This is a genomic window from Streptomyces sp. NRRL S-920, from assembly GCF_000717945.1.
Classification (GTDB): domain Bacteria; phylum Actinomycetota; class Actinomycetes; order Streptomycetales; family Streptomycetaceae; genus Streptomyces; species Streptomyces alboniger.
This window is the reverse complement of record NZ_JODF01000042.1, coordinates 1-22,308: the sequence shown is the minus strand read 5'-3', so window position 1 is coordinate 22,308 and position 22,308 is coordinate 1. Positions and strand designations below refer to the sequence as shown.

Here is a 22,308-nt window from a genome sequence, read left to right as displayed (position 1 = left end):
GTGCACAGACTAGGTCCTCGGTCTGACAACGGTCGAAACGGCGCAGAAGCGACCGGCCCGGCCGGCACGGCGAATGGCCCGTGTCCGCGCGGAAGCGGCCGGCTCAGCCGTCCGCGCCCACACTTCGCCGGTACACCTCGACCAGGTTGGCGAGGGAGTCCTCCAGGTAGGCGGCGAGGAGCCGTTCGGCCTGTGCGGCGTGGCCCTCGCGCAGGGTGTCCAGGATCCGCTGGTTGCGTTCGAGGTACGGCTCGTGGAGGCGGCGCGGGTCGGCCACGATGTGGAAGGCCAGGCGCAGTTCGGCGAAGACGCTGCGCATCAGCTCGTCGGTGCGGGCGCTGCCGGCGAGGGCGACGAGTTCCCGGTGGAAGTGGATGTTGGCGGTGGAGACGCCTTTCCAGTCCTTCCCGGCGGCGGCCCGTACGCCGTCCTCGACGGCGCCCGCCACCGCGTCGAGGGCGAACGGCGGCTCCTCGCGTGCGAGGCCGCGCACGACGGCGCACTCCACGAGGCGGCGCGTGCGGTAGATGTCCTCGACGTCCTCGACCGTGAGGACCCGCACGAAGACGCCGCGGTTGAGCTGGTGGACGAGGAGCCGCTCGTGCGTGAGCAGCCGGAAGGCCTCCCGGAGAGTGTTGCGGGAGACCCCGAGCGCCCCGCCGATGCTGTCCTCGGACAGGCGCGTGCCGGGCGGGAAGTAGCCCTCGGCGATGCGGCTCCTGAGGATGTCCGAGACCCTCTGCGCCGTACTGGTACGCCCGAGAAGCACACGGTCGTCGGCCAGTCCGCTCACTTCAGCCATCCCCTCAGCCATGCCCGGATTCAATCGCAGTCGCGAGAACGAAACAACATGGGTATTGAGGGATCGTTCAACAATCCTCTACCTTGTCGGGCACGGCGGTTCCCCACGACCCCGCCCCGCACCGCTCCAGCACCCGACCGTCCCTCTCCTGCGAGGTGCCCATGAGCACGACCCCACCGCCCCCGGCCGCGCCGGCCGGCGTACATCCCGACAAGGGTGACCAGCCCGACGACAGCGGAGCGTTCGGCTGGCTGCGGGCGCTCGGCCCGCGCGGCCGCCGCGCCTTCGCCGGGGCCTTCGGGGGCTACGCCCTCGACTCCTACGACTACTTCACGCTGCCGCTGAGCATGGTGGCCCTCTCCGCGTACTTCGGTCTCAACAGCGGCCAGACCGGCCTCTTCACCACCGTCACCCTGGTCGTCTCCGCCGTGGGCGGCGCCGTCGCGGGTGTGGTCGCCGACCGGATCGGCCGCGTCAAGGCGCTGATGATCACGGTGGTCACGTACGCGGTCTTCACCGTCGCCTGCGGCTTCGCGCCCAACTACGAGACGCTGCTGGTCTTCCGCGCCCTCCAGGGCCTCGGCTTCGGCGGCGAGTGGGCGGTCGGCGCGATCCTCGTCGCCGAGTACGCCACCGCCAAGAACCGCGGCCGTACGCTCGGTGCGATCCAGAGTTCCTGGGCCGTGGGCTGGGGCCTCGCCGCGATCGTCTACACCGTGGTGTTCCAGTTCCTGGACGACGATCTCGCCTGGCGCGTGATGTTCTGGACCGGCGCGCTGCCCGCTCTCCTGGTGATTTATGTGCGGCGCAATGTGCACGACGCCCCGGAAGCGGCCGCGGAGCGCCGAAAGAGCGCCCACAAAGGGTCGTTCACGGCCATTTTCAAGCCGGGGCTGCTGCGCGTCACCTGCTTCGCGGTGCTTCTGTCCACGGGTGTGCAGGGCGGCTACTACACCCTGGCCACCTGGGTGCCGACCTATCTCAAGACCGAGCGCGGCCTGACCGTCGTCAACACCGGCGGCTACCTCATCTTCCTGATCTCCGGTGCCTTCATCGGCTATCTGACCGGTGGCTACCTCACCGACAAGCTCGGCCGGAAGCGGAACATCACGCTCTTCGCGTTCCTCTCCGCGGCCAGCATCCTCGCGTACACGAACATCCCGGAGGGGGCCAACGGCCTTCTCCTTGTGCTGGGTTTCCCGCTGGGCTTCTGTATGTCGGCGATCTTCAGCGGCTTCGGTTCCTTCCTCAGCGAGCTGTACCCGACGGCTGTGCGCGGTACGGGCCAGGGCTTCACGTACAACACCGGGCGCGCGGTCGGCGCCGTGTTCCCCACGATGGTCGGTTTCCTCGCCGACAGCTGGGGCGTGGGCGGAGCGCTGATCTTCGGAGCGCTCGGGTACGGCCTCGCCGTCATCGCGCTGTTCGGCCTCCCGGAGACGCGAGGGAGGGAGCTGCTGTGAACGGACACGCGCGGGAGGGAGCCGCTGTCAACGGGCACGCGGGGAACGGGCACGCGGGGAAGGGAACTGCTGTCAACGGGCACGCGCGCGTGGGCGCCCCGGTGGTCCGTACCGCCAAGGAGGCCCGTGCGGCGTTCCGTGCGGGCGAGACGGGTCCGACCGCGGGCTGGGCGGCGGGCTTCACCCAGGCCAACCTCATCTCCGTCCCCGCCGACTGGGCGTACGAGATGCTGCTGTTCTGCCAGCGGAACCCGAAGCCCTGCCCGGTGCTCGACGTCACGGACGCGGGCTCCTACGTCACACCGCTGGCCCCGGGCGCCGACCTGCGGACGGATCTGCCGCGCTACCGCGTATGGGAGCACGGGGAGTTGGCCGACGAGCCCACGGACGTCGTCGACCGCTGGCGGGACGACCTGGTGTCGTTCCTCATCGGGTGCAGCTTCACCTTCGAGTGGGCGCTCGCCGACGCCGGGGTACCGCTGCGCCACATCGAGCAGGGCCGCAACGTCCCGATGTACGTGACCGCGCGCCCCTGCCGTCCGGCCGGGCGGCTGCACGGCCCCATGGTGGTGTCGATGCGGCCGGTGCCGCCCCGTTCTCTCGCCGACGCCATCAGGGAGAGCGCCCTGATGCCGGCGGTGCACGGCAGTCCGGTGCACTGCGGTGAACCCTCGGGGCTCGGCATCGAGGATCTGGGCCGGCCCGACTTCGGCGATCCGGTGGCCGCCGAACCGGACGACATCCCGGTGTTCTGGGCGTGCGGGGTGACGCCGCAGGCCGCGGTGATGGCGTCGAGGCCGCCGTTCGCGATCACGCACGCGCCGGGCCGCATGTTCCTCACCGACGCCCGCGACGAGCAGTACCGCGTGGCGTGACCACCGAGAACCGCGGGGCCACCGGGACGAGAATGACGGGGCCGCCCAGAAAGACGAGCACCCCATGGCCACCGAGCAGGACGAGCACCACATGGCCGCCGAGAAACAGGAGTCTCCGCAGATGAGCACCGCCTCCATCGATCTCAACGCCGACCTCGGCGAGGGCTTCGGCCGCTGGCACCTCACCGACGACGAGCAGCTGCTGTCCGTCGTCACCAGCGCCAATGTGGCCTGCGGCTTCCACGCGGGGGACGCGGTCACCATGCGCAGGGTGTGCGACCTGGCCGCCGCGCGCGGGGTGCGGATCGGCGCGCAGGTCTCCTACCGCGACCTGGCGGGCTTCGGGCGGCGCGCGATGGACGTGCCGCCCGAGGAGCTGGCGGCCGAGGTGGCCTACCAGATCGGCGCCCTGGAGGTCTTCGCGCGCGCGGCGGGCACGCGCGTGTCGTACGTGAAGCCGCACGGCGCGCTGTACAACCGGGTCGTCCACGACGAGGGCCAGGCCCGCGCGGTCGTGGAGGGCGTCCTGCTCGCGGGCGGCTCGCTGCCGCTCCTCGGGCTGCCCGGTTCGCGCCTCCTGGAGACGGCGGGCCAGGCGGGGCTCCCGGAGGTCACCGAGGCGTTCGCGGACCGCGCCTACACCGAAGAGGGCACGTTGGTGCCCCGGGGCAGCGAGGGAGCCGTCATCACGGATGCGGACGCCGTCGTCGAGCGGTCCCTCGGGATGGCCCGCTCGGGCGTCGTGACGTCCCGCGGGGGCCACGAGATCGCGGTCCGCGCGCGGTCGCTGTGCCTGCACGGCGACACGCCGGGGGCGGTGGGGCTGGCCCGCCGGGTCCGGGCCCGCCTGGAGTCGGCGGGCGTGCGCGTGGAGGCCTTCGCGTGAGGGTGCTGCCCGTGGGCGAGCGGGCCCTGCTCGTCGAACTCGCCGACGGCACCGGGGCCCAGGCGCTCCACGCGGAGCTGCTGCGCCGCCGCGCGGCGGGCTCACTGCGGGTACGGGAGATCGTCCCCGCGGCCCGCACCGTGCTCCTGGACGGCCTCGACGAGCCCGCCCGGGTCCGCGCCGAACTGCCCGGCTGGGAGGTCCCGCCGCTGCCCGAGCGGGCGGGTGCCGTCCTGGAGATCCCGGTCCGGTACGACGGGCCGGACCTCGCGGACGTCGCCGCGCACTGGGGCGTGAGCGTGCCCGAGGTGGCGCGGATCCACGCGGCGGCCGAATTCCGCGTCGCCTTCTGCGGGTTCGCGCCGGGCTTCGGATATCTGACGGGGCTGCCCGAACGCTACGGGGTGCCGCGCCGGGCCACGCCCCGCACCTCCGTCCCCGAGGGCAGCGTCGCCCTGGCGGGCCCGTACACGGGCGTCTATCCGCGTGCCTCGCCCGGCGGCTGGCAGCTGATCGGCTCGACGGACGCCGTGCTGTGGGACCACGCGCGCGTGCCGGCCGCGCTGCTCTCCCCCGGCGTACGCGTCCGCTTCGTGGCGCACGGTACGCCCGCAAACCCCACGGAGGCCGCGCCGGGCCTCGCACCGGAGGACCGATGACCGACCGTGCCGTCGCCGTCGTACGGGCCGGGGCGCTGACGACCGTCCAGGACCTCGGGCGTCCCGGACACGCCCATCTCGGGGTGCCCCGTTCCGGTGCCCTGGACCAGCCCGCGGCCCGCCTCGTCAACCGGCTGGTCGGCAACGCGCCCGGCGCGGCCGTCCTGGAGACCACCCTCAACGGCTGCGCCGTGCGCCCCCGCCGTCCCGTGACCATCGCGGTCGGCGGAGCCCCCTGCCCGGTGACCGTGGACGGCCGCCCCGCCGCCTGGGGGGCGCCGGTGCGTGTCCCCGCGGGGGCGCTCGTGGACATCGGGGCGGCCGTCTCCGGAGTACGCGGCTATATCGCCGTCGACGGTGGGGTGGCCGTCGACCCGGTGCTCGGCAGCCGCTCCACCGACCTGCTCTCCGGCCTCGGCCCGCCCCCGCTCGCGGACGGGGCCGTGCTGCCGCTCGGCACCCCGAGGGGCCCGCACGCGCGCGTGGACACCGTCCCGCAGCCCGCCCCGCCCGGGGAGCTGGTGCTGCGGGTGACGCTCGGGCCGCGCGCAGACTGGTTCACGCGGGCGGCGCTGGAGACGCTGACCACGCGCGCGTACCGGGTGTCCTCGGCGAGCAACCGCATCGGTCTGCGCACCGAGGGCCCCGCCCTGGAGCGGGCGCTCACCGGCGAACTGCCGAGCGAGGGAATGGTGCTGGGCGCCGTTCAAGTGCCGCCGGACGGCAGGCCGGTCGTCTTTCTCGCCGATCACCCGACCACCGGCGGCTACCCGGTGGTGGCGGTGGTCAGGGAAGCGGACCTGGCCGCGGCGGCCCAGGCACCACCGGGCACGCCGGTGCGCTTCGTCCGGGCGGGCCGCACATGACGCTCACCGCGCCCACCCGGCACCGGCACCGCCCCGAGAGGCCGGCTCCCACCGGACCGCGAGCCTCACCCGAGGCCGGGTCACACAGCGGGCGCGTCCGCGTCGGGCCCGATCCTGCTGCGCACCGCCGTCTGTACCTCGTCCTCCTCGGCGGGGTCCTCGGCGAGCCTCCGAAGGCGGTTGACCACGCGGGCGTCGCCGGTCTCGGCGTGCCGGGCGGCGACCCCGCGAGTGGTCTCCTCGCAGTCCCACAGGCACTCGACGGCGAAGCCCGCGGCGAAGGTCGGGTCGGTGGCGGCGAGGGCACGGGCGGCGCGGCCGCGGAGGTGGGACGAGGCGGTCTCTCGGTAGACGTGCCGCAGGACGGGGGCGGCGCAGGCGATGCCGAGGCGTCCCGCGCCGTCGACGAGGGTCCACAGCGTCGGCGCGTCGGGTCCCTCGCCGCGGACCGCCTCACGCAGTGCGGCGAGGACGAGCTTGCTGTCCTGGGCGCCGCCCCGGCAGGCGAGCACGCGTCCCGCGGCGGCGCCGAGGGCGTCGGGGCGGTAGGCCCAGCGCCGGGCCCGCTCGACGGCGGCGACACCGCCCATCCGTTCGAAGGCCTCCGTCGCCGCGTCCACCACGACAGCGGAGTGGTCCTCCACCGCGTACTCGATGAGGTCGAGGACGGCGGGGTCGTGGGCGTCGGCGAGGTAGCGCAGGGCGGTGGCGCGCGCCCCGTCGGAGCCGTTGCGGGCGGCCTCGACGACCTCGGGCCGGTCCTCGGGTCCCGCGACGGCGCCCAGGCAGCGCGCGGCGGGCACGTGCAGCACGGCGCCGCGCTCAAGGCCCTCCTGCGCCCAGGCGAAGACCGCCTTAACGCTCCACCCGGGGCGGGGGCCCGCGGGCCGCATCTGGCGCTGCCAGCGGTCGAAGGAGCCCTGTTCCCGCGCGGCTCGCACGCGGGCGCCGACACCGGCGCGGGGGTCCTCCTCCCACAGCCGCCAGGGCCGTGGTTCGTAGGCGTCGCGCACGGCGGCGGCCAGCTCGGCCTCGCCCTCCGCGCCGGCGGGGAATCTGGCGAGCACGGGGACGGCGAGCGCGCGCAGCCCCGCGTCGTCGTCGCGCAGGGCCAGCTCGTCGAGGGCCCACGCCCAGTTCGCGCCGAACGCCGCGTACCTGCGCAGGAGTTCGAGGGCGTCGTGCCTGCCGTAGGAGGCGAGGTGCCCGAGGACGGCGAGGGCGAGCCCGGTGCGCGAGTCGTCCGTGTCCAGGGCGTCCTCGGCATCGAAGAGGTGGCGCTCGATCTCGCCGAGCCCGCCGTGCAGGTCGAGGTAGAGCCGGGCGTAGTACAGCGAGCGGTTCTCCACCTGCCAGTCGTGGCGGGGATCGTTGAGCACACAGTGGTCGAGGGCGGCGAGCGCCTCGGACCGTGGTGCCGTGAGTGCGTGCAGCGTGCCGTCGCCGCGGCCCCGCTGGAGCAGGCCGAGCAGCGTACCGCTGGGCGCTATGACCGGATCGAACATGGGAAACAGCCTCACATCAAGCGTCGACGCAACCGGGAATCACGCATTACCTGGCCGCACGCCAACACGTCGGGCCGCCCGCCGTCTTTTGCTTGTCGAAGACCATCTTCCTCTGCCTCTCGTCCGTGGCCCCAAGGGATCCCGGACTTGAGGTCCGGGGGCGGGCCGCTCACGGCCCACGCGGTGCGGCAAGACCTGCCCCACCGTCGCGTCCGTGAATCACGTCGTCATGATGACCCGGCGGTGACACCCGCCGCGACCACATTTCCAGCGCCCCCGTAGCTGCTGGACGGGTACCCGCTCAGGCGGCCCCGAACAGCTCAAGCAACTCCGTCTTCTGGAACATCCGGGCGGTGTCCACCGCCGACGGCGTCCCGGCGGCCGGATCGGCCCCGCCGTCGAGGAGGGCCCGGATCACCGCCTCCGCGCCCTTGAAGACGGCTCCGGCGAGCGGCGTCTGCCCCCGGTCGTTGGCGCGGTTCGCGTCGCCGCCGCGCTCCAGGAGGACCCGGACCGCGTCGGCGTGCCCGTGGTAGGCCGCCAGCATCACGAGCGAGTCACCGCTGTCGTTGGTGAGGTTGGCCGGGACCCCCGCGTCGACGTATGCCGCGAGCGCCGCGGCGTCGCCCTGGCGGGCCAGATCGAAGATCTTGGTCGCCAGCTCCACGACCTCGGGGTCGGGGGCTTCGCTCATGGAGGCGTCCGCCTTTCTGGGATGCGCTGCGTGTGCAGCCGTACGAGTGAATCGACAGGGTACTGCCCCGGCGGACACATGACCGTGCCCGCCCGAGGCAAAGATCACGGCGGACACGGAAGACGTCCCGACCTGCTCCCCGACGCCCCGAAGAGGCTCTGCCATTCGAGGGAAATTCAGAGAATTTCACTCATTTGCACCTTTTGTCGTATGGATACATGCTGTGAACCTGGAAGAACTCATGGTGACTGTCCCCACAAACCAGGAGAACCGTCATGGTCCTTTCCATCTCGGGCGTCGTACTGCTCGGAATCATCGTCTTCCTGTTCTTCCGCAAGGACGGCCTCAAGGCCTCCCACGCGGTGGTCTGCGCGCTGTTCGGCTTCTTCATGGCGGGCACCGCCATCGCCCCGAGCATCAAGGCCGGCAGCGCGAGCCTCGCGAGCCTCCTCGGCGGGATCAAGTTCTGACCCCCCTGCCTTCGTACGCACCTCCAGGAGACTGACGTGGCCAGGCGCCCACTCCCCCGCATCCTGAGTAACGGCACCGCGTCCATCGCGCGGAGCCGGGAGCTGGCACGGTCGGCCGCCGACAGCGCCACCGACGTTCTCCACCCGCTGATCACGATGACTCGTGGACTGCGCCGGCTGGCTGCCGCCGGGCGGCGCAAGTGGGCCGGTACGCCCAAGGACAAGCGCGGGCCGCTGCTGTTCCTGGTCGCCTCCGTGGTCCTGGTCCTCGCCCTCGTCCCCTACGGGCCGATGCTCGCCCTCATCTCCCTGATGGCGGCCGCAGGGTGGACGGGCCGCGAGCGCACCGCCCCGGCGCCGAGCGGCCCCGACGAGGCCCAGGCACAGCGGTTGCAGTCCCTCTACGAAGCGCTCGTCCCGTACTTCTCGGTCCCCGAGGACCCCGCCCCGCTCTACGCCCACGGCGGCGCGTGGGACAAGGCCTTCACCACCTACGAGTTCGACGAGACCGGGCGGATCTCCCAACTGGTGGTGCAGTACCCCGCGTACTTCACGGACGGTGAGGCCGAGTCCCGCGCGCGGATCGAACAGCTGCTGCACGCGAAGTCGGGCCGCGGACGCGAATACCACTTCGCGTGGGACGAGGAGGGCAACGAACTCACCGTCACCGTCCTGCCCGCTCTCCCCACCGACATCGCCGCCCAGCGCTTCGTCACCGCCCCCGGGGAGACGGTCCTCGGCTTCACCGACGAGACCGGAGTGCAGCGCACCCTGCCGGTGACCGACGGCGAGGAGCGCCGCGACGTACCCCCCGTCGTATGGCGCACCGGCGTCCGCTCCACGGAACCCCACCTGCTGATCGCGGGCCGGCCGGGCACCGGCACGACGACACTGCTGCGCTCCATCGCCCTCCAGGCGCTCCAGTACGGCGATGTCCTCATCGTCGAGGGCAGCGGCGCCGGCGACTACGCGTGCCTGACCGGCCGCGAAGGGGTCCTGGCCATCGAGTGCGGGCTCGCCGGGGCGCTCGCGAGCCTGGAATGGGCCGCGCACGAGACCGAGCGCAGGCTCATCGCCGCCAACCGGGCCCGGCAGGCGGGCCACCCGCCGCCGGAGGACACCAAGCGCCCCCTGTGGGTCCTCCTGGACCGGCCGAGCGCGCTCGGCCACCTCGCCGCCGCCGACGGGCGCAACGACCCCCAGTCGCTGCTCCACGTCCCGCTGCGGCACGGCAGGGCGGCGAACGTGACCGTGGCCGTCGCGGATCAGCTGGACTGCCTGGACTTCCTGAGCGACGCCGTACGCCAGCACACGCGCGCGCGTGTGGTCCTCGGGCCCGCCACCCCCGACCAGCTGGAGGAGGTCCTCGGTACGCCGCCCCACACGACGCCCACCGCGGAGGTCCCGCCCGGCCGGGGCTACGCGCGGCTCGGCACGGGCCCGGTCCACCGCCTCCAGGTGCCCGCCACGCCCGATCCCTACGACGACGCCACCAGTGAGTCGCACCGCAGGGCGGTCCTGGAACTGCTACCGGAGTACAGCACCCCGGCGGACACGCTCCCCGTCGAGGAACCGGAGGGGGCCGAGGAGACCGACGAGGCCGAAGAGGTTCCCCGGGAGGTCACCGCGGCGCAGCCGGTCCCCGCGGAGAGCTGACCCCCGCCCCTGGGCCCGGAGTCGACCTCAGGCCACGAAGGGATGCGCGATCTCCGCCCCCGTGCCGGCGCCCGTCTCCACCAGGCGGGCGGCGGCGGCCAGACGCACCGCCGCCTCCTCGGCCACCGCGCCGCCCACGGTGAACGGCAGCCGCACATACCCCTCGAAGGCCCCGTCGACACCGAAGCGCGGCCCTGACGGAACCCGCACTCCCACCCGCTCGCCCACCTCGGCGAGCCGCGACCCCGACAGGCCGCCGGTGCGCACCCACAGCGTCAGACCACCGCGCGGCACCTCGAACTCCCATTCGGGCAGCTCGCGGCGTACGGCGGCGACCAGCGCGTCGCGGTTCTCCCTCGCCTGCTCCCTGCGCACGTCCACGGCGGCCTGCCAGCCATCGGTGTTCAGCAGCCAGTTCACGGCGAGCTGTTCGAGGACGGGGGTGCCCAGATCGGCGTACGCGCGTGCCGCGACGAGGCTGCGGATCACGTCGGGGGCGGCCCGCACCCAGCCGATGCGCATGCCCGCCCAGAACGCCTTGCTCGCCGAACCGACGGTGATGACGGTGGAGCCCGCGGGGTCGAACCCGCAGACGGGGCGCGGCATGTCGAGGTCCGGGTCGAGGCCCAGCTCGCTCATCGTCTCGTCGACGACGAGGACGGTGCCCGCCGAGCGGGCCGCCTCGACCAGTTGCCTGCGCTGGTCCTCCCCCGCGAGCGCGCCCGTGGGGTTGTGGAAGTCCGCGACGACGTACGCGAGCCGGGGCGCCGCGTCCCGCAGGACCTGCCGCCAGCGGTCCATGTCCCAGCCCTGGAGCCCCTCGGCCATGGCGACGGGGACGAGCCGGGCGCCCGCCTCGCGCATCAGCTGGAGGATGTTGGCGTACGAGGGGGACTCGACGGCGATGCGCTCGCCGCGGCCCGCGAAGAGGTGGCAGATAGCGTCGATGGCGCCCATCGCGCCGGTGGTGACCATGATCTGCTCGGGCATGGTCGGGATCCCACGCGCGGTGTAGCGCTCGGCGAGCATCTCGCGCAGCGCGGGCAGGCCCGCGGGGTAGTCGCCGTGCGTGTGGGCGTAGGGCGGGAGCGCTTCGAGGGCGCCCTGGACGGACCGGGTGAGCCAGGGCTCGGGCGCGGGCAGCGCGGCACAGCCCAGGTCGATCATGGAACCGAGCGCCTCCGGGGGCAGCGGTTCGAGCCCGCGCGCGGGGAGGGGGTTTCCGGCGGGGACGGCGGTCCAGCTGCCCGCTCCCCTGCGGGACTCCAGGAAGCCCTCGGCGCGCAACGCCTCGTAGGCGGCCGCCACGGTGGTGCGGCTGACGGCGAGCGCCACCGCCAGTTCGCGCTCCGCGGGCAGTCGCGCGGCGACGGGGACGCGGCCCTCCAGGACGAGCAGTCTGATGCCGTCGGCGAGGGCGCGGTAGGCGGGCGGGCGGCGGGCGCCCGTGCCGCTGGGTCGGGCCTGCTGGGAGGCGAGGAGCCGGGCAAGCTGAGTCGAGCCCATCGCCGAAGTCCACTGAGCCATGATTCCCAGTCCACCTTCCCCGAATTGGCCATGGTTGCGGTCTGCTTCCAAGCCACAGGGTGACATGCATCGGGCCACTACCACCAGCAGGGGGCACCACTTGTCCGGGACGAAGCCACAACTCGCACGGCGGCTGACGCGGCTGTACGCCGGTCTGACGCTGTACGGCGCCAGCTCGGCGCTGATGGTGAGCGCGGGGCTCGGTCCCGAGCCGTGGAACGTGCTCCACCAAGGCCTGTCCGCACGGACGGGCCTGCCCATCGGCGTCGTCTCGATCATCGTCGGCGCGGCCGTTCTGCTGCTGTGGATCCCCCTGCGCCAGCGCCCGGGGCTCGGCACCGTCTCGAACGTCTTCGTCTGCGGGCTGTCGATGGACGCCACCCTGGCGCTGCTGCCGGACGCGGACTCACTCGCCGTCCGTGTCCCGCTGCTGCTGGCCGGTGTGGTCCTCAACGGCGCGGCGACCGGCCTGTACATCGCCGCCTCGTTCGGTCCCGGCCCGCGCGACGGTCTGATGACCGGCCTGCACGCGCGCACCGGCCGCTCGATCCGCCTGACGCGCACGCTCGTCGAGGTGGCGGTCGTCGCCACCGGCTTCGCGCTCGGCGGCACGGTGGGCTTCGGCACGGTCCTGTACGCACTCGCCATCGGCCCGCTCGCCCAGTTCTTCCTGCGCCGCCTCGCCCTCCCCGCGTCCAGCGCGGAGAGGGTCGTGGCCTCCGGCGGCCCCCCGGAGCGCGCGATACTTCAGCGGTGACCACGCGCGTACGCCACCCCTACCTCGATCACCCGGGTCCGCTCGCCCTCGCCCACCGCGGGGGCGCGGCGGACGGCCTGGAGAACACCGCAGCGGCCTTCCGGCGTGCCGTCGGCCTCGGCTACCGCTACATCGAGACCGATGTGCACGCCACGGCCGACGGCCGCCTCGTCGCCTTCCACGACGCGACGCTGGACCGCGTGACGGACGCGGCGGGACGCATCGTCGACCTCCCTTGGAGCGAGGTGCGCCACGCGCGCGTGGCCGGCAGCGAGCCGGTGCCCCTCTTCGAAGAGCTGCTGGAGACCTTCCCCGAGGTGCGCTGGAACGTGGACGTGAAGGCGGAGTCCGCGCTCCTGCCGCTCCTGGACCTGATCCGCCGCACCGGCTCCTGGGACCGGATCTGCGTCGGCTCGTTCTCCGAGGCGCGCGTGGCGAGGGCCCAGCGCGTCGCGGGCCCCCGCCTGGCCACCTCCCTCGGCACCCGTGGCGTGGCAGCCCTGCGTCTTGGGTCGTACGGCGTCCCGACGGCGCCGCGCCGCTCGGCGGTCTGCGCGCAGGTACCCGAGACGCACGGCGGGATCCGGGTGGTCGACCACCGCTTCGTACGCGCCGCCCACGCGCGCGGGCTCCAGGTCCACGTGTGGACCGTCAACGACGCCGAGCGGATGGCCGCCCTTTTGGACCTGGGCGTGGATGGCATAGTTTCCGATCACATCGAGACGCTGCGCGAGGTGCTGACGGACCGGGGGAGCTGGGTCTGACCGCCCGAGGGCGGCTTCGCCCACGGGGAACAGCGAGGTCACGGGTGGGCACCGACACCCTGCGCACGGCGGCCGACGAGGCCGCCGAACGACGGCGCGAGCAACGAGGCTGGTACTTCTACGACTGGGCCTGCTCGGTCTACTCCACGAGCGTCCTGACCGTCTTCCTGGGGCCCTATCTCACGGAGATCGCCAAGGCGGCGGCCGACCCTGAGGGGTATGTGCACCCGCTGGGCATCCCGGTCCGCGCGGGGTCCTTCTTCGCGTACACGGTGTCCGCCTCCGTGCTCGTGTCGGTCTTCGTGATGCCGCTGGCGGCCGCGGCCGCCGACCGTACGGGCCGCAAGAAGCCCCTGCTCGCCGTGGCCGCGTACCTGGGGGCGGCCGCGACCGCGGGCATGTTCTTCCTGGACGGCGAACGCTATCTCCTCGGCGGTCTCCTGCTGATCGTCGCCAATGCCTCGCTCGCCGTCTCGATGGTGCTCTACAACTCCTATCTGCCGCAGATCGCTCCTCCGCAGGAGCGCGACGCGGTCTCCTCGCGCGGCTGGGCCTTCGGTTACGCCTCGGGGGCCCTGGTCCTGGTGGCGAACCTCGTACTGTTCCTCGCCCATGACTCCTTCGGCGTCTCCGAGTCGACGGCGGTCCGCATCTGCCTGGCGTCGGCCGGTGTGTGGTGGGGCGCCTTCACCCTCGTACCCCTGAAGCGGCTGCGCGACCGGCGGACCGCGCACTCCGCGAGCGGCGCGCGAGGCGGCCTGCGGCAGCTGGCGGCGACGGTGCGCGACATGCGCCGCCATCCCCACACGCTCGCCTTCCTGCTGGCCTACCTCGTCTACAACGACGGGGTCCAGACGGTGATCTCGCAGGCGTCCGTGTACGGCTCCGAGGAGCTGGGGCTCGAACAGTCCACGCTGATCGTCGCGGTCCTGCTGGTGCAGCTGCTCGCGGTGGCCGGGGCCCTCGGAATGGGCAGGCTGGCGCGGACGTACGGCGCCAAGCGCACCATCCTCGGCTCCCTCGTCGCCTGGACGGTGACGATCGGGGCGGGCTACTTCCTGCCCGCGGGGGCGCCCGCGTGGTTCTTCGTCCTCGCGGCGGGAATCGGCCTGGTCCTCGGCGGCACCCAGGCCCTGTCCCGCTCGCTCTTCTCGCACCTGGTGCCGCGCGGCAAAGAGGCGGAGTACTTCTCCGCGTACGAGATCAGCGACCGCGGCATGGCCTGGCTCGGGCCGCTGATCTTCGGCCTCACCTACCAGCTGACGGGGAGCTACCGGGACGCGATCGTCTCCCTCGTGGCCTTCTTCCTGCTCGGATTCGCGCTGCTCGCGAGGGTGCCGGTGAGGCGTGCGGTGCGCGACGCGGGCAATCCCGTACCCGACCGGATTTAGCAACTGAGGGCAAAGGCCGGTAGTGTACGCGTTTGGCCTGCCAGGCGGACCGTTACTGCGAGCTGAAGTTTCAGAAACGCTGGGTGACATCTACTGTCAGATGTGACAAACCGGGCGCTGGTGGGTACTACAAGTGGGCGGCATACGACGGCGACGCATGACCCTGAACGGGAATCTTTACCGCCGACCGGACGTTGACCGGATGACGACGACAGCGACACCTGTCCTGTGGGCGACAAGCCCGGGAGGCACGATTCATGAGTGAGCGAGCTCTTCGCGGCACGCGTCTCGTGGTGACAAGCTACGAGACCGACCGCGGCATCGACCTGGCTCCGCGCCAGGCCGTGGAGTACGCATGCCAGAACGGACATCGTTTCGAGATGCCGTTCTCGGTCGAGGCGGAGATCCCGCCGGAGTGGGAGTGCAAGGTCTGCGGGGCCCAGGCACTCCTGGTAGACGGCGACGGACCTGAGGAGAAGAAGGGCAAGCCGGCGCGTACGCACTGGGACATGCTCATGGAGCGCCGTACTCGAGAGGAACTCGAAGAGGTCCTGGAGGAACGCCTCGCGGTCCTTCGGTCCGGCGCCATGAACATCGCGGTGCATCCGCGGGACAGCCGCAAGTCCGCCTGACGACGGACCCGGCACACAACCGCACAGCACAAGTACGAGGGCCGGGGCCACTGCTCAGCAGTGGCCCCGGCCCTCGTACTTGTGCGTGAGGCTCGGACGCCGTCAGCGCGGCAGCTGCGGGTCGTCCGGGCGCGGGCCGCGCGCCGACGGCTCGTCCCTGATGACCTCGCCCTGGACGACCTTGCCGTCGGGGCGGTGCATACGCGCCTGCTGGAAGGCGTCACCGAGGCCGCCGGGGGACGCCTCGCGCACCTCGCGCACCTTGCGCTCGAATGTCCGCTCCGCGTACCGCCCGAGGGCCTTCTGGACCGGCGGGATCAGCAGGATCAGCCCCAGGGCGTCCGAGATGAGCCCGGGAAGGATGATCAGCAGGCCGCCCAGCATCGTCAGGGCCCCGCCACCGCCCGCGGCCTCCGGCTCGGGCGCCACACCGCTCTGCTGCTGTTGCACGGCCTCACTGAGCTTGCGGAACGCCCTGCGCCCCGCCCGCTTGATCACTGCGGAGCCGAGCACGAGGCCGCCCACCAGGAGCAGAAGGACCACGAACCCGCTCGTGGCACCCGCCACGACGGTGAGCAGCCAGATCTCCAGGACGAGCCACGCGGCGATGCCGAGCGGCAGGAACCTCAGGGGTCCCGAACGTCTGGTCCTGCTGGGGCGGATGGGAGGCGGTGCGCCGGTCGTCATGCTCCCAGTGTGCCTGGGTCCGCCTCAGGCCGGGATAAGGGGGATGATCAACAGGGCCGGGCCGGGGGCCGCCCAGGACGGCGTGCGCCCCGCGGCCGGGTCCGCTCAGGACTGCTTGCGGCCGATCACCCGGCCGACGCGCTCCCCCACACCCCAGGCGGTGACCCGCCACAGCGCCTCGACGACGATGTTCTGGCTCATCTTGCTGTCCCCCAGCTCCCGCTCGACGAACGTGATGGGCACCTCGACCACGTGGTAGCCCGCCTTGATCGCGCGGCGCGCCAGGTCGACCTGGAAGCAGTAGCCCTGCGACTCGACCTCGCTGAGGCCGAGGCCCTCCAGGGTCTCGCGGCGGAAGGCGCGGTAGCCGCCCGTCACGTCGCGGATGGGCACGTCCAGCAGGAGGCGCGAGTAGGTGCTGCCGCCGCGGGAGATGAACTCGCGGTGCTTGGGCCAGTTCACCACCCGGCCGCCGGGCACCCAGCGCGAGCCGAGCACGAGGTCGGCGCCCTTCAGCGCGGTCAGCAGCCGGGGCAGCTCCTCGGGCTGGTGGGAGCCGTCGGCATCCATCTCGATGAGCACGCCGTAGTCGTTGTCGAGCCCCCAGCGGAACCCCGCGAGGTAGGCGGCGCCGAGGCCCTCCTTGCCCTTGCGGTGCAGCACGTGGACCTGGTCGTCCTCGGCCGCCAGCTCATCGGCGATCTTGCCGGTGCCGTCGGGGCTGTTGTCGTCGGCGACCAGGACGTGCGCCTCCGGGACGGCGGCCCGCACCCTGCCGACGATGGACTGGATGTTCTCCGCCTCGTCGTAGGTCGGAATGATCACCAAGGCCGTGCCGAGCGAGCCGAACTGTCTCCCCTGGTCCCCTGCTTCGGAGACTCGACCGCCGTCGTTCACTACTGCCCCTTCGTTCGTACGCAGAGGACCACCATAGTGGCCGCGGCCTGCGCCGCAGCGGCGGCTCGGGGGTCGGCAGGTCCAGGACTGCGGATCGGGGCCCGGCGCCCTTCGGGCCGGCCCGGGACCCGCTGGCTGCGGATCGACCGAAAGCCGTTGTCTACTGAGCGTCCGGGCCCGACCCGGGTCACACCAGCCGACCGGCTGATACGTTCCCTCGCCTCCGCGTCGCGGACGCTGGATCTGGCTCCCAGCGGAGGTGCGCCGGTGCGGCACACCACCCATGACCCAGCGGCGTTCGACGACTGCGTGGAGGTTCGCCGGTCGGACGTCCTGTGGTGGACCCGGCCGAACCTACCGGCCCACGGCGGCTCTCTGTCAATAGCCTTGTGAGCTGCGGTGTTGATAAATACCGCCAGGTCAGTGCCGAGGATTCGCAGGTCGTACGGAGCCCCGGCGGGCCGTGATCGGCGCCGCGCACCGCCGGGACATCACTCGTCCGGCCCCACATGGACCGGCTGACCGGCCACCACGGTGCGCAGACAGACGGGGAGTTCCGCCCCGGGCGACAGGTCGGGCAGGCCGGGCGTGCCCGAGCGCGGGTCGGTCGACCAGCGGGCCACGCGGTCGTCCGGGGCCTGCACCACCAGATCGGCGGTGCGCCACACGGCGTAGTCCGCGGGCGCGCCCGGCACCAGGACACCCGCGTCGTCGCGGCCGACGGCCCGCCAGCCGCCCCGGGTGTGGGCCGTGAACGCGGCGCGCACGGAGACGCGGTGCTCGGGCGTGCGGTGGAAGGCGGCGGCGCGGACCGTGCCCCAGGGGTCGAGGGGCGTGACGGGGCTGTCGGAGCCGAAGGCGAGGGGGACGCCGGTGCGCAGGAGGGCCGCGTACGGGTTGAGGGTGCGGGCCCGCTCGGCACCGAGGCGCTCGGCGTACATGCCGTCCTCGCCGCCCCACAGGGCGTCGAAGGCGGGCTGGACGGACGCGGTGAGGCCGAACTCGGCGAATCCCGCGATGGTCTCGGGGGTGAGCATCTCGGCGTGCTCCACGCGGTGCCTGGCGGCCCTGACGCGGGCCAGGCCGACCTTCTCCGCGGCCAGCCGCAGGCCATCGACCACGGAGCCCACCGCGGCGTCCCCGATGGCGTGGAAGCCCGCCTGGAGGCCCGCCTCGGTGCATGCCACGACGTGGGCGGCGACGTCGGCGGCGTCCAGGTAGGCGGTGCCGGTGTGGGCGCCGTCGGCGTACGGCTCGTGCAGACAGGCGGTGTGCGAGCCGAGGGCGCCGTCCACGAAGAGGTCACCGGCGGCGCCGGCCGCGCCCAACTCCCGGGCGCGCGCCACGCCTTCGGGGCCGTGCTCGGCCCAGTAGCCGACGACACGGGGCCCGGCCTCCTCGGCGGCGAGCCTCAGCAGCCCGGTGAAGTCGTCCTCGTCGGAGATCTCCGGGCCCGCGCACTCGTGGACGGAGCCGATGCCGAGCGAGGCGGCGCGCTTCAGGGCGGCGCGCTGGGCCTCGGCGCGCCGGGCGGGCGTGACCGCTGCCAGGGCGGCGGCGCGCACTCCGTGGTGGGCGTCGGCGGTCAGCGGGGCGTCCGGGTGGAAGCCGGTGCGCTCGGTGATGCCGGGCACGAGGTCGAGCAGAGCGGTGGTGGCTACCGCCGAGTGGACGTCGATACGGGAGAGGTAGAGCGGCCGGCCGCCGGTGGCCTCGTCCAGCTCCGCGCGCGTGGGCGGGCGGCCGCCGGGCCAGCGGGCGGCGTCCCAGCCGTGGCCGAGCAGCACGGTGTCGTGCGGTCGTGCGGCGGCGTGTTCGCGTACGGATACGAGCGCCTCGTCCAGTGAACGGGCCCCCGACAGGTCGAGTCCCGTCAGGGCGAGGCCGGTGGCCGTGGTGTGCACGTGGGCGTCCGTGAACGCCGGGGTGACCAGGGCGCCTTCGAGGTCGACGACCTCGTCGACGCCGTCCGCGAAGGCGTCGGCGGCGCCTTCGGAGCCGACCCAGGCGACATGGCCGCGCTCGACGACCATCGCGGTGGCGAACGGGTCGGCGGGGCTGTGGACGTCGCCGCCGCGCAGCAGCACGGTGCGGTGGTTCTGGGAGTCCCGGACGTCGTCGGGGGCGGTGCTCTGGCTCATGGGTCCAGTCTCGCCCCTGCGGACGCGCGCCTCGCGCGCGGGTCACACCTGGGGCGGGCGCGCCTCGTACGGGGTAGAGAGCACCACGGTCGTCCGCGTGGAGACCCCGGCGAGGGCACGCAGGCGGCTCAGCAGGTGTTCCAGTTCCAGCGGAGTGGCGACGCGGACCTTCAGGATGTAGTTCTCGTCGCCCGCGACGCTGTGGCACGCCTCGATCTCCGGGACGCCCGCGAGGCGTTCGGCGATGTCGTCGGGCGCGCTGGGGTCGAACGGCTTCACCGAGATGAAGGCCGTGAGCGGCAGCCCCACGGCCTCCGGGTCCACGACCGCGGCATAGCCGCGGATGACTCCCCGCTGCTCGAGGCGGCGTACCCGCTGGTGCACGGCCGATGTGGACAGGCCCGTGGCCTTGCCCAGGTCGGTGTAGCTCATCCGCCCGTCCTTGACGAGCAGCTGCACGATCTGTCGGTCCAGCTCCTCCATGCGCCGAACCTACAGGGCTCTTGATCCCCGCGGATACCCGAGCGCCCGCCGGGCTCGCGCGGCGTGGCAACTCCCGTCGGCATGTGACGAACGCCACACCTCGTTGACCGTGTCCGATGGGATGCCACGATTACCTCTACGACGGGACGGGAAGTGCTTGCTGTGGTCGAGGCCGCAGTGCCTTGTCGGCCCACCCAAGGGGGAGAGTCCCATGCAGAATCTGAAGCGCCCCGGCAGGCCCACTCGCGCCAAGCAGCAGCAGGCCGCCGAGCCCGAGCCGGAGGGCGTCGAACCGGCTGACGCCCTTCTCGACGCGTACGACACCTTTGAGATGTACCGCGTGAACTGCCCCGACTGCGGGCAGCCGATCGCACTCCTGGCCGACGAGGACGTCCTGCCCGAGCACGCCCTGTGCCCCACTCCGTGGAACCCGTTCGGGCTCACGGTCTGTGCCGGTACGGGCCGCGCGGCCGAGGACGCCACACCCGTCGACGAGACGATGGAGGCTCAGGAGCAGGACACCGCCCTGCTGTTGACGCTCCCTCAGGGCCTCGACTGGCGGAAGCAGCCGTTCTCGCACGTGGGCGGACCGGGCTCGCGGCCCTTCCGCGTACCGCGGCAGCAGCGCCCCGCCGCCTGAGTCACCAGTAGCTGCCCTGCACCATGGCGGCGAGGCTGTCGTGGTGCAGGATCAGCGCGTCCGCGTCCCCGCCCGCTCCGGGCGCCGCGGCCTCGCCGAAGTGGACCTGGCGGTAGGCGACGCGCAGCATGACGATCGCGTGCCGCAGCGCCGCGTACAGCGTGTAGAAGTCCATGTCGCGCGGGGTGTGCCCGGTGAGCCCGGCATAGGTCGCCTCGATACGGTCGCGGCGCAGGAAGTCCGGCAGCCCTGGTTGGCCGAAACTCACCGTCAGATCCTGAAAGAAACGGTGGAGGTAGACCATCCAGCCGAGGTCGACCTCGCGGGGTGCGAGCGCCGCCATCTCCCAGTCGAGGACCGCCGCGGGCTCGAAGCCGGCGTAGACGATGTTCCCGATGCGCGCGTCGCCCCAGTTGAGGACGGGCGCACCCTCGGTGTGCGGCCACAGCTCTTCGAGGCGGTCGAAGGCGCGCTCGATGAGGGGTGAGCGGGGCAGTCCCCCCACCACCCATGTGTAGTAAGCGCGTTGGGCCGTGACATGCCGGCGCAGCGGGCTCCCCTCGCCGGGCAGTGCGAGGAATCGTGCCTCCGACACCGGGACTTGGTCGTGCAGCCGGGCGACGATCCGGACCGAGGCCTCCTCCAGGTGGGCGCGTTCGGTGTCGATCGCGGCGTGCAGCCAATTTCCCTCGTACGTGTAAGGCATGACGTCCGGCGGGACGCGGCCCTCGACCCGCTCCATGACGAAGAAGGGCGCGCCGAGCGGCCCGGGGTCCTCTTCCAGCCACAGGACGCGCGGCACCGGCAGGTCGGTGCGCTCGGCGACGAGCCGCATCGTGCGGTACTGACGCGGCATGTCGTAGACGGGGAAGATCGTGTACGCCGCCGGGTCGGCCGCCAGGCGCAACGCGCAGGAGCGCAGGGGCGGTTCGGGGTGCTCGACGGTGAAGAGCAGGGTCTCGCTGGACATGCCGTTGGACTCGGGGACGGTCACGTCGACCGCTTCGGCGCCGGGCAGGCGGGTGTCGAGCCAGGCGGTGAGGCGGCGGGCCAGCTCTTCCGGTTCGCGCGTGGTCGTGCGGGGGCGGGGCCGCAGTGATGGGGTCTCCCCTGCTCGAGCGAAGCCGAGAGCTTGGGGAAGTGCCAGACCCCGCGGCCCGCGGCATGATCCGCCGGACAGGCCCTAGGGCGCCACGGAGTCGAATCCGGTGAAGCCGCTCGGGTCGTGGCGGCCGAAGCTGCCGTGCTCGAAAATGCCGTACCCCGTCTGTCCGTCGAGGGTGAAGCGGGCGGCGTGGTCGATGACTCCGTAGGCGGCCAGGGGGTGTGCGGCGGGGTCCGAGAGGTCGTAGGTGCGGCGGTCGGTCCAGTCGCGGCCGCGCCAGGTGCCGTGCTGCCAGTCGTCGGCGGGCGGATATCCGGCGCCTACGGCCAGGGGCAGCGAAGCGAGGACCTCCGCGCCCAGTTCGAGGGGCTTGTGGTCGTCGGGGCCGGTGAGGTGGATGACGGCGCGCTCGGGGTGGCGGGTGCCGGGCCGGTAGGTGATGTCGGCACGGGGCCAGCCGAGTTGGCGGTCGCGCAGGGCGGGGCGGACGAGGGTGGCGTCGTTGAGGGTGCGGTAGCCGTCCGCGTCCTCCTGGACGATGACCATCAGGAAGCGGTCGTCGAAACGCACGGGGCACCAGATCCAGTGGAAGCCCTCGGTGGCGAACTCCTCCTCCAGGCGCCCGCGTTCCTCGCCAGGAATGGGCCGCACGCCCCAGCTCCGGTCGCGGGTCGCGGTCCACTCCCCCGCCGCGACATGGATCTCCTCGCCGCCCGCGCGGATCACTCCGCGGGGGCGGCCCGCCTGGACGAAACGGCGCCCTTCGAGGGTGAGCCGAGCACCGCGGCGCTGGGTGTGGTGCGGCTCCCAGAGGGCGGGGAAGTCGGCGGTCCAGGTCAGGTCGTACGACAGGGACGCCGGGTCGTCCGGGTCGGCGGCGCACTCCAGGCGCAGGCGGCGCAGCGGCTCGTCGACGGTGATGCGCAGCGGGCCGACGGAGAGGTTTGTCCGGTCGTCGCCGAGGGCGTCACCGGCGCGTACAGCGTGGAGCGTGTCGCCGATGCGGAGGGTGGCGTACGCATCGATCACACCGGTGTTCGGATAGACGCCGAGGCCGAGGATGAGCAGGGCGCGGCCCTCGTGGTCGAAGAGGTGGAAGATGCACCGGTCGTAGGCGTTGCGGTCGCCCGTCGCGACGTGCTTCATCGACAGGGGTACCTGGTGCACGGGATACTCGTCGAGCGGTACCGGACGGTCGTCCTCCACGGCAAACCTCCCTGGGCGCGCGGCAGTTCAGGGCGCGGCGGGAGGCGGCGGGGCCTCCGGCGCTCAGCTGACGGTACGTCAGTTAGCGGGGCGGAGCCAGACGCGTGGCGGCCCGCTTTTCCTGGCCGGGGGGCCTGGGGCTGGCCCTGGGCCGGGGCCTGACCCGGGGCCGGGGCCGGGGGCCAGGGCCGGGGGCCAGGGC

At 72.8% G+C, this 22,308-nt stretch carries 22 protein-coding genes; 12 read left to right on the top strand and 10 right to left on the bottom strand.

Going from position 1 to position 22,308, the window contains the following annotated elements; genetic code table 11:
* Positions 1-103: 103 nt before the first annotated feature.
* A complete protein-coding gene (locus tag IG54_RS0126105; RefSeq protein ID WP_030789274.1) occupies positions 104-814 on the bottom strand; it encodes a GntR family transcriptional regulator in 711 nt (236 codons plus the stop codon).
* A gap of 149 nt (positions 815-963) precedes the next feature.
* Between IG54_RS0126105 and IG54_RS0126100 the strand changes: the two genes are divergently transcribed.
* The 5 genes from IG54_RS0126100 to IG54_RS0126080 all read left to right on the top strand — a co-directional run bounded on the left by IG54_RS0126100 (position 964) and on the right by IG54_RS0126080 (position 5,551).
* Entirely contained in the window at positions 964-2,265 is a 1,302-nt protein-coding gene (locus tag IG54_RS0126100) for an MFS transporter (RefSeq protein WP_030789272.1), read from the top strand.
* 89 nt (positions 2,266-2,354) lie between these two features.
* Positions 2,355-3,140 carry a putative hydro-lyase gene (locus IG54_RS0126095; RefSeq protein WP_030789270.1) on the top strand — a complete coding sequence of 262 codons (786 nt, stop codon included), beginning with the start codon at positions 2,355-2,357 and terminating at the stop codon, positions 3,138-3,140.
* Between the two features lie 121 nt (positions 3,141-3,261).
* Positions 3,262-4,026 (top strand): LamB/YcsF family protein, encoded by a 765-nt coding sequence (locus IG54_RS0126090; RefSeq protein WP_030789268.1) that lies wholly within the window; start codon positions 3,262-3,264, stop codon positions 4,024-4,026.
* Positions 4,023-4,685 carry a 5-oxoprolinase subunit B family protein gene (locus IG54_RS0126085; protein ID WP_051819975.1) on the top strand — a complete coding sequence of 221 codons (663 nt, stop codon included), beginning with the start codon at positions 4,023-4,025 and terminating at the stop codon, positions 4,683-4,685. The genes IG54_RS0126090 and IG54_RS0126085 overlap by 4 nt, the downstream gene beginning before the upstream one ends.
* Entirely contained in the window at positions 4,682-5,551 is an 870-nt protein-coding gene (locus IG54_RS0126080; protein WP_030789263.1) for a biotin-dependent carboxyltransferase family protein, read from the top strand. Before IG54_RS0126085 ends, IG54_RS0126080 begins: the two co-directional genes overlap by 4 nt.
* An 80-nt stretch (positions 5,552-5,631) precedes the next feature.
* On the opposite strand, the gene IG54_RS0126075 is transcribed toward IG54_RS0126080, so the two are convergent.
* Complete coding sequence (locus tag IG54_RS0126075; RefSeq protein WP_030789260.1) at positions 5,632-7,056, bottom strand: HEAT repeat domain-containing protein; 1,425 nt, start codon at positions 7,054-7,056, stop codon at positions 5,632-5,634.
* A gap of 301 nt (positions 7,057-7,357) precedes the next feature.
* Positions 7,358-7,750 carry an ankyrin repeat domain-containing protein gene (locus IG54_RS0126070; RefSeq protein ID WP_030789257.1) on the bottom strand — a complete coding sequence of 131 codons (393 nt, stop codon included), beginning with the start codon at positions 7,748-7,750 and terminating at the stop codon, positions 7,358-7,360.
* Between the two features lie 275 nt (positions 7,751-8,025).
* Between IG54_RS0126070 and IG54_RS0126065 the strand changes: the two genes are divergently transcribed.
* Both IG54_RS0126065 and IG54_RS0126060 read left to right on the top strand, forming a co-directional pair.
* On the top strand, positions 8,026-8,220 hold the full coding sequence (locus IG54_RS0126065) for a hypothetical protein (RefSeq protein ID WP_030789254.1): 195 nt from the start codon (positions 8,026-8,028) through the stop codon (positions 8,218-8,220).
* Between the two features lie 36 nt (positions 8,221-8,256).
* The gene (locus tag IG54_RS0126060; protein ID WP_030789250.1) at positions 8,257-9,876 is read left to right on the top strand and encodes an ATP-binding protein; all 1,620 of its coding nucleotides are present in this window, start codon (positions 8,257-8,259) and stop codon (positions 9,874-9,876) included.
* A 27-nt stretch (positions 9,877-9,903) separates the two neighbouring features.
* Here IG54_RS0126060 and IG54_RS0126055 read toward each other — a convergent pair whose 3' ends face one another.
* A complete protein-coding gene (locus IG54_RS0126055; protein WP_030789247.1) occupies positions 9,904-11,403 on the bottom strand; it encodes a PLP-dependent aminotransferase family protein in 1,500 nt (499 codons plus the stop codon).
* A 64-nt stretch (positions 11,404-11,467) separates the two neighbouring features.
* Here IG54_RS0126055 and IG54_RS0126050 point away from each other — a divergent pair, with 64 nt between their 5' ends.
* The 4 genes from IG54_RS0126050 (at position 11,468) to IG54_RS0126035 (ending at position 14,947) form a co-directional block, all read left to right on the top strand.
* Positions 11,468-12,160 carry a YczE/YyaS/YitT family protein gene (locus tag IG54_RS0126050; protein ID WP_051819974.1) on the top strand — a complete coding sequence of 231 codons (693 nt, stop codon included), beginning with the start codon at positions 11,468-11,470 and terminating at the stop codon, positions 12,158-12,160.
* Positions 12,157-12,924, top strand: a complete 768-nt coding sequence (locus IG54_RS0126045) for a glycerophosphodiester phosphodiesterase (protein WP_030789241.1) — start codon at positions 12,157-12,159, stop codon at positions 12,922-12,924. Before IG54_RS0126050 ends, IG54_RS0126045 begins: the two co-directional genes overlap by 4 nt.
* A gap of 44 nt (positions 12,925-12,968) precedes the next feature.
* The gene (locus IG54_RS0126040) at positions 12,969-14,315 is read left to right on the top strand and encodes an MFS transporter (protein ID WP_030789238.1); all 1,347 of its coding nucleotides are present in this window, start codon (positions 12,969-12,971) and stop codon (positions 14,313-14,315) included.
* Positions 14,316-14,572: 257 nt separating this feature from the next.
* Positions 14,573-14,947 (top strand): RNA polymerase-binding protein RbpA, encoded by a 375-nt coding sequence (locus tag IG54_RS0126035; RefSeq protein WP_030360404.1) that lies wholly within the window; start codon positions 14,573-14,575, stop codon positions 14,945-14,947.
* 102 nt (positions 14,948-15,049) lie between these two features.
* On the opposite strand, the gene fxsA is transcribed toward IG54_RS0126035, so the two are convergent.
* The 4 genes from fxsA to IG54_RS0126015 all read right to left on the bottom strand — a co-directional run bounded on the left by fxsA (position 15,050) and on the right by IG54_RS0126015 (position 19,155).
* On the bottom strand, positions 15,050-15,634 hold the full coding sequence (gene fxsA / locus IG54_RS0126030) for an FxsA family membrane protein (protein WP_030789235.1): 585 nt from the start codon (positions 15,632-15,634) through the stop codon (positions 15,050-15,052).
* Positions 15,635-15,739: 105 nt separating this feature from the next.
* Complete coding sequence (locus IG54_RS0126025; protein ID WP_030789231.1) at positions 15,740-16,531, bottom strand: polyprenol monophosphomannose synthase; 792 nt, start codon at positions 16,529-16,531, stop codon at positions 15,740-15,742.
* A gap of 491 nt (positions 16,532-17,022) precedes the next feature.
* Positions 17,023-18,672: an amidohydrolase gene (locus IG54_RS0126020; protein WP_030789229.1), complete on the bottom strand. Its 1,650-nt coding sequence runs from the start codon at positions 18,670-18,672 to the stop codon at positions 17,023-17,025.
* A 42-nt stretch (positions 18,673-18,714) separates the two neighbouring features.
* On the bottom strand, positions 18,715-19,155 hold the full coding sequence (locus tag IG54_RS0126015) for an Lrp/AsnC family transcriptional regulator (RefSeq protein ID WP_030789227.1): 441 nt from the start codon (positions 19,153-19,155) through the stop codon (positions 18,715-18,717).
* A 211-nt stretch (positions 19,156-19,366) separates the two neighbouring features.
* Between IG54_RS0126015 and IG54_RS0126010 the strand changes: the two genes are divergently transcribed.
* Positions 19,367-19,795, top strand: coding sequence for a hypothetical protein (locus tag IG54_RS0126010; protein ID WP_030789220.1), 429 nt, complete (start codon positions 19,367-19,369; stop codon positions 19,793-19,795).
* Between the two features lies 1 nt (position 19,796).
* Here the strand turns inward: IG54_RS0126010 and IG54_RS0126005 are convergent, their stop codons facing one another.
* Positions 19,797-20,789: a phosphotransferase family protein gene (locus IG54_RS0126005; protein WP_420712283.1), complete on the bottom strand. Its 993-nt coding sequence runs from the start codon at positions 20,787-20,789 to the stop codon at positions 19,797-19,799.
* 189 nt (positions 20,790-20,978) lie between these two features.
* A complete protein-coding gene (locus tag IG54_RS0126000) occupies positions 20,979-22,046 on the bottom strand; it encodes a hypothetical protein (protein ID WP_234336352.1) in 1,068 nt (355 codons plus the stop codon).
* Between the last annotated feature and the right edge of the window lie 262 nt (positions 22,047-22,308).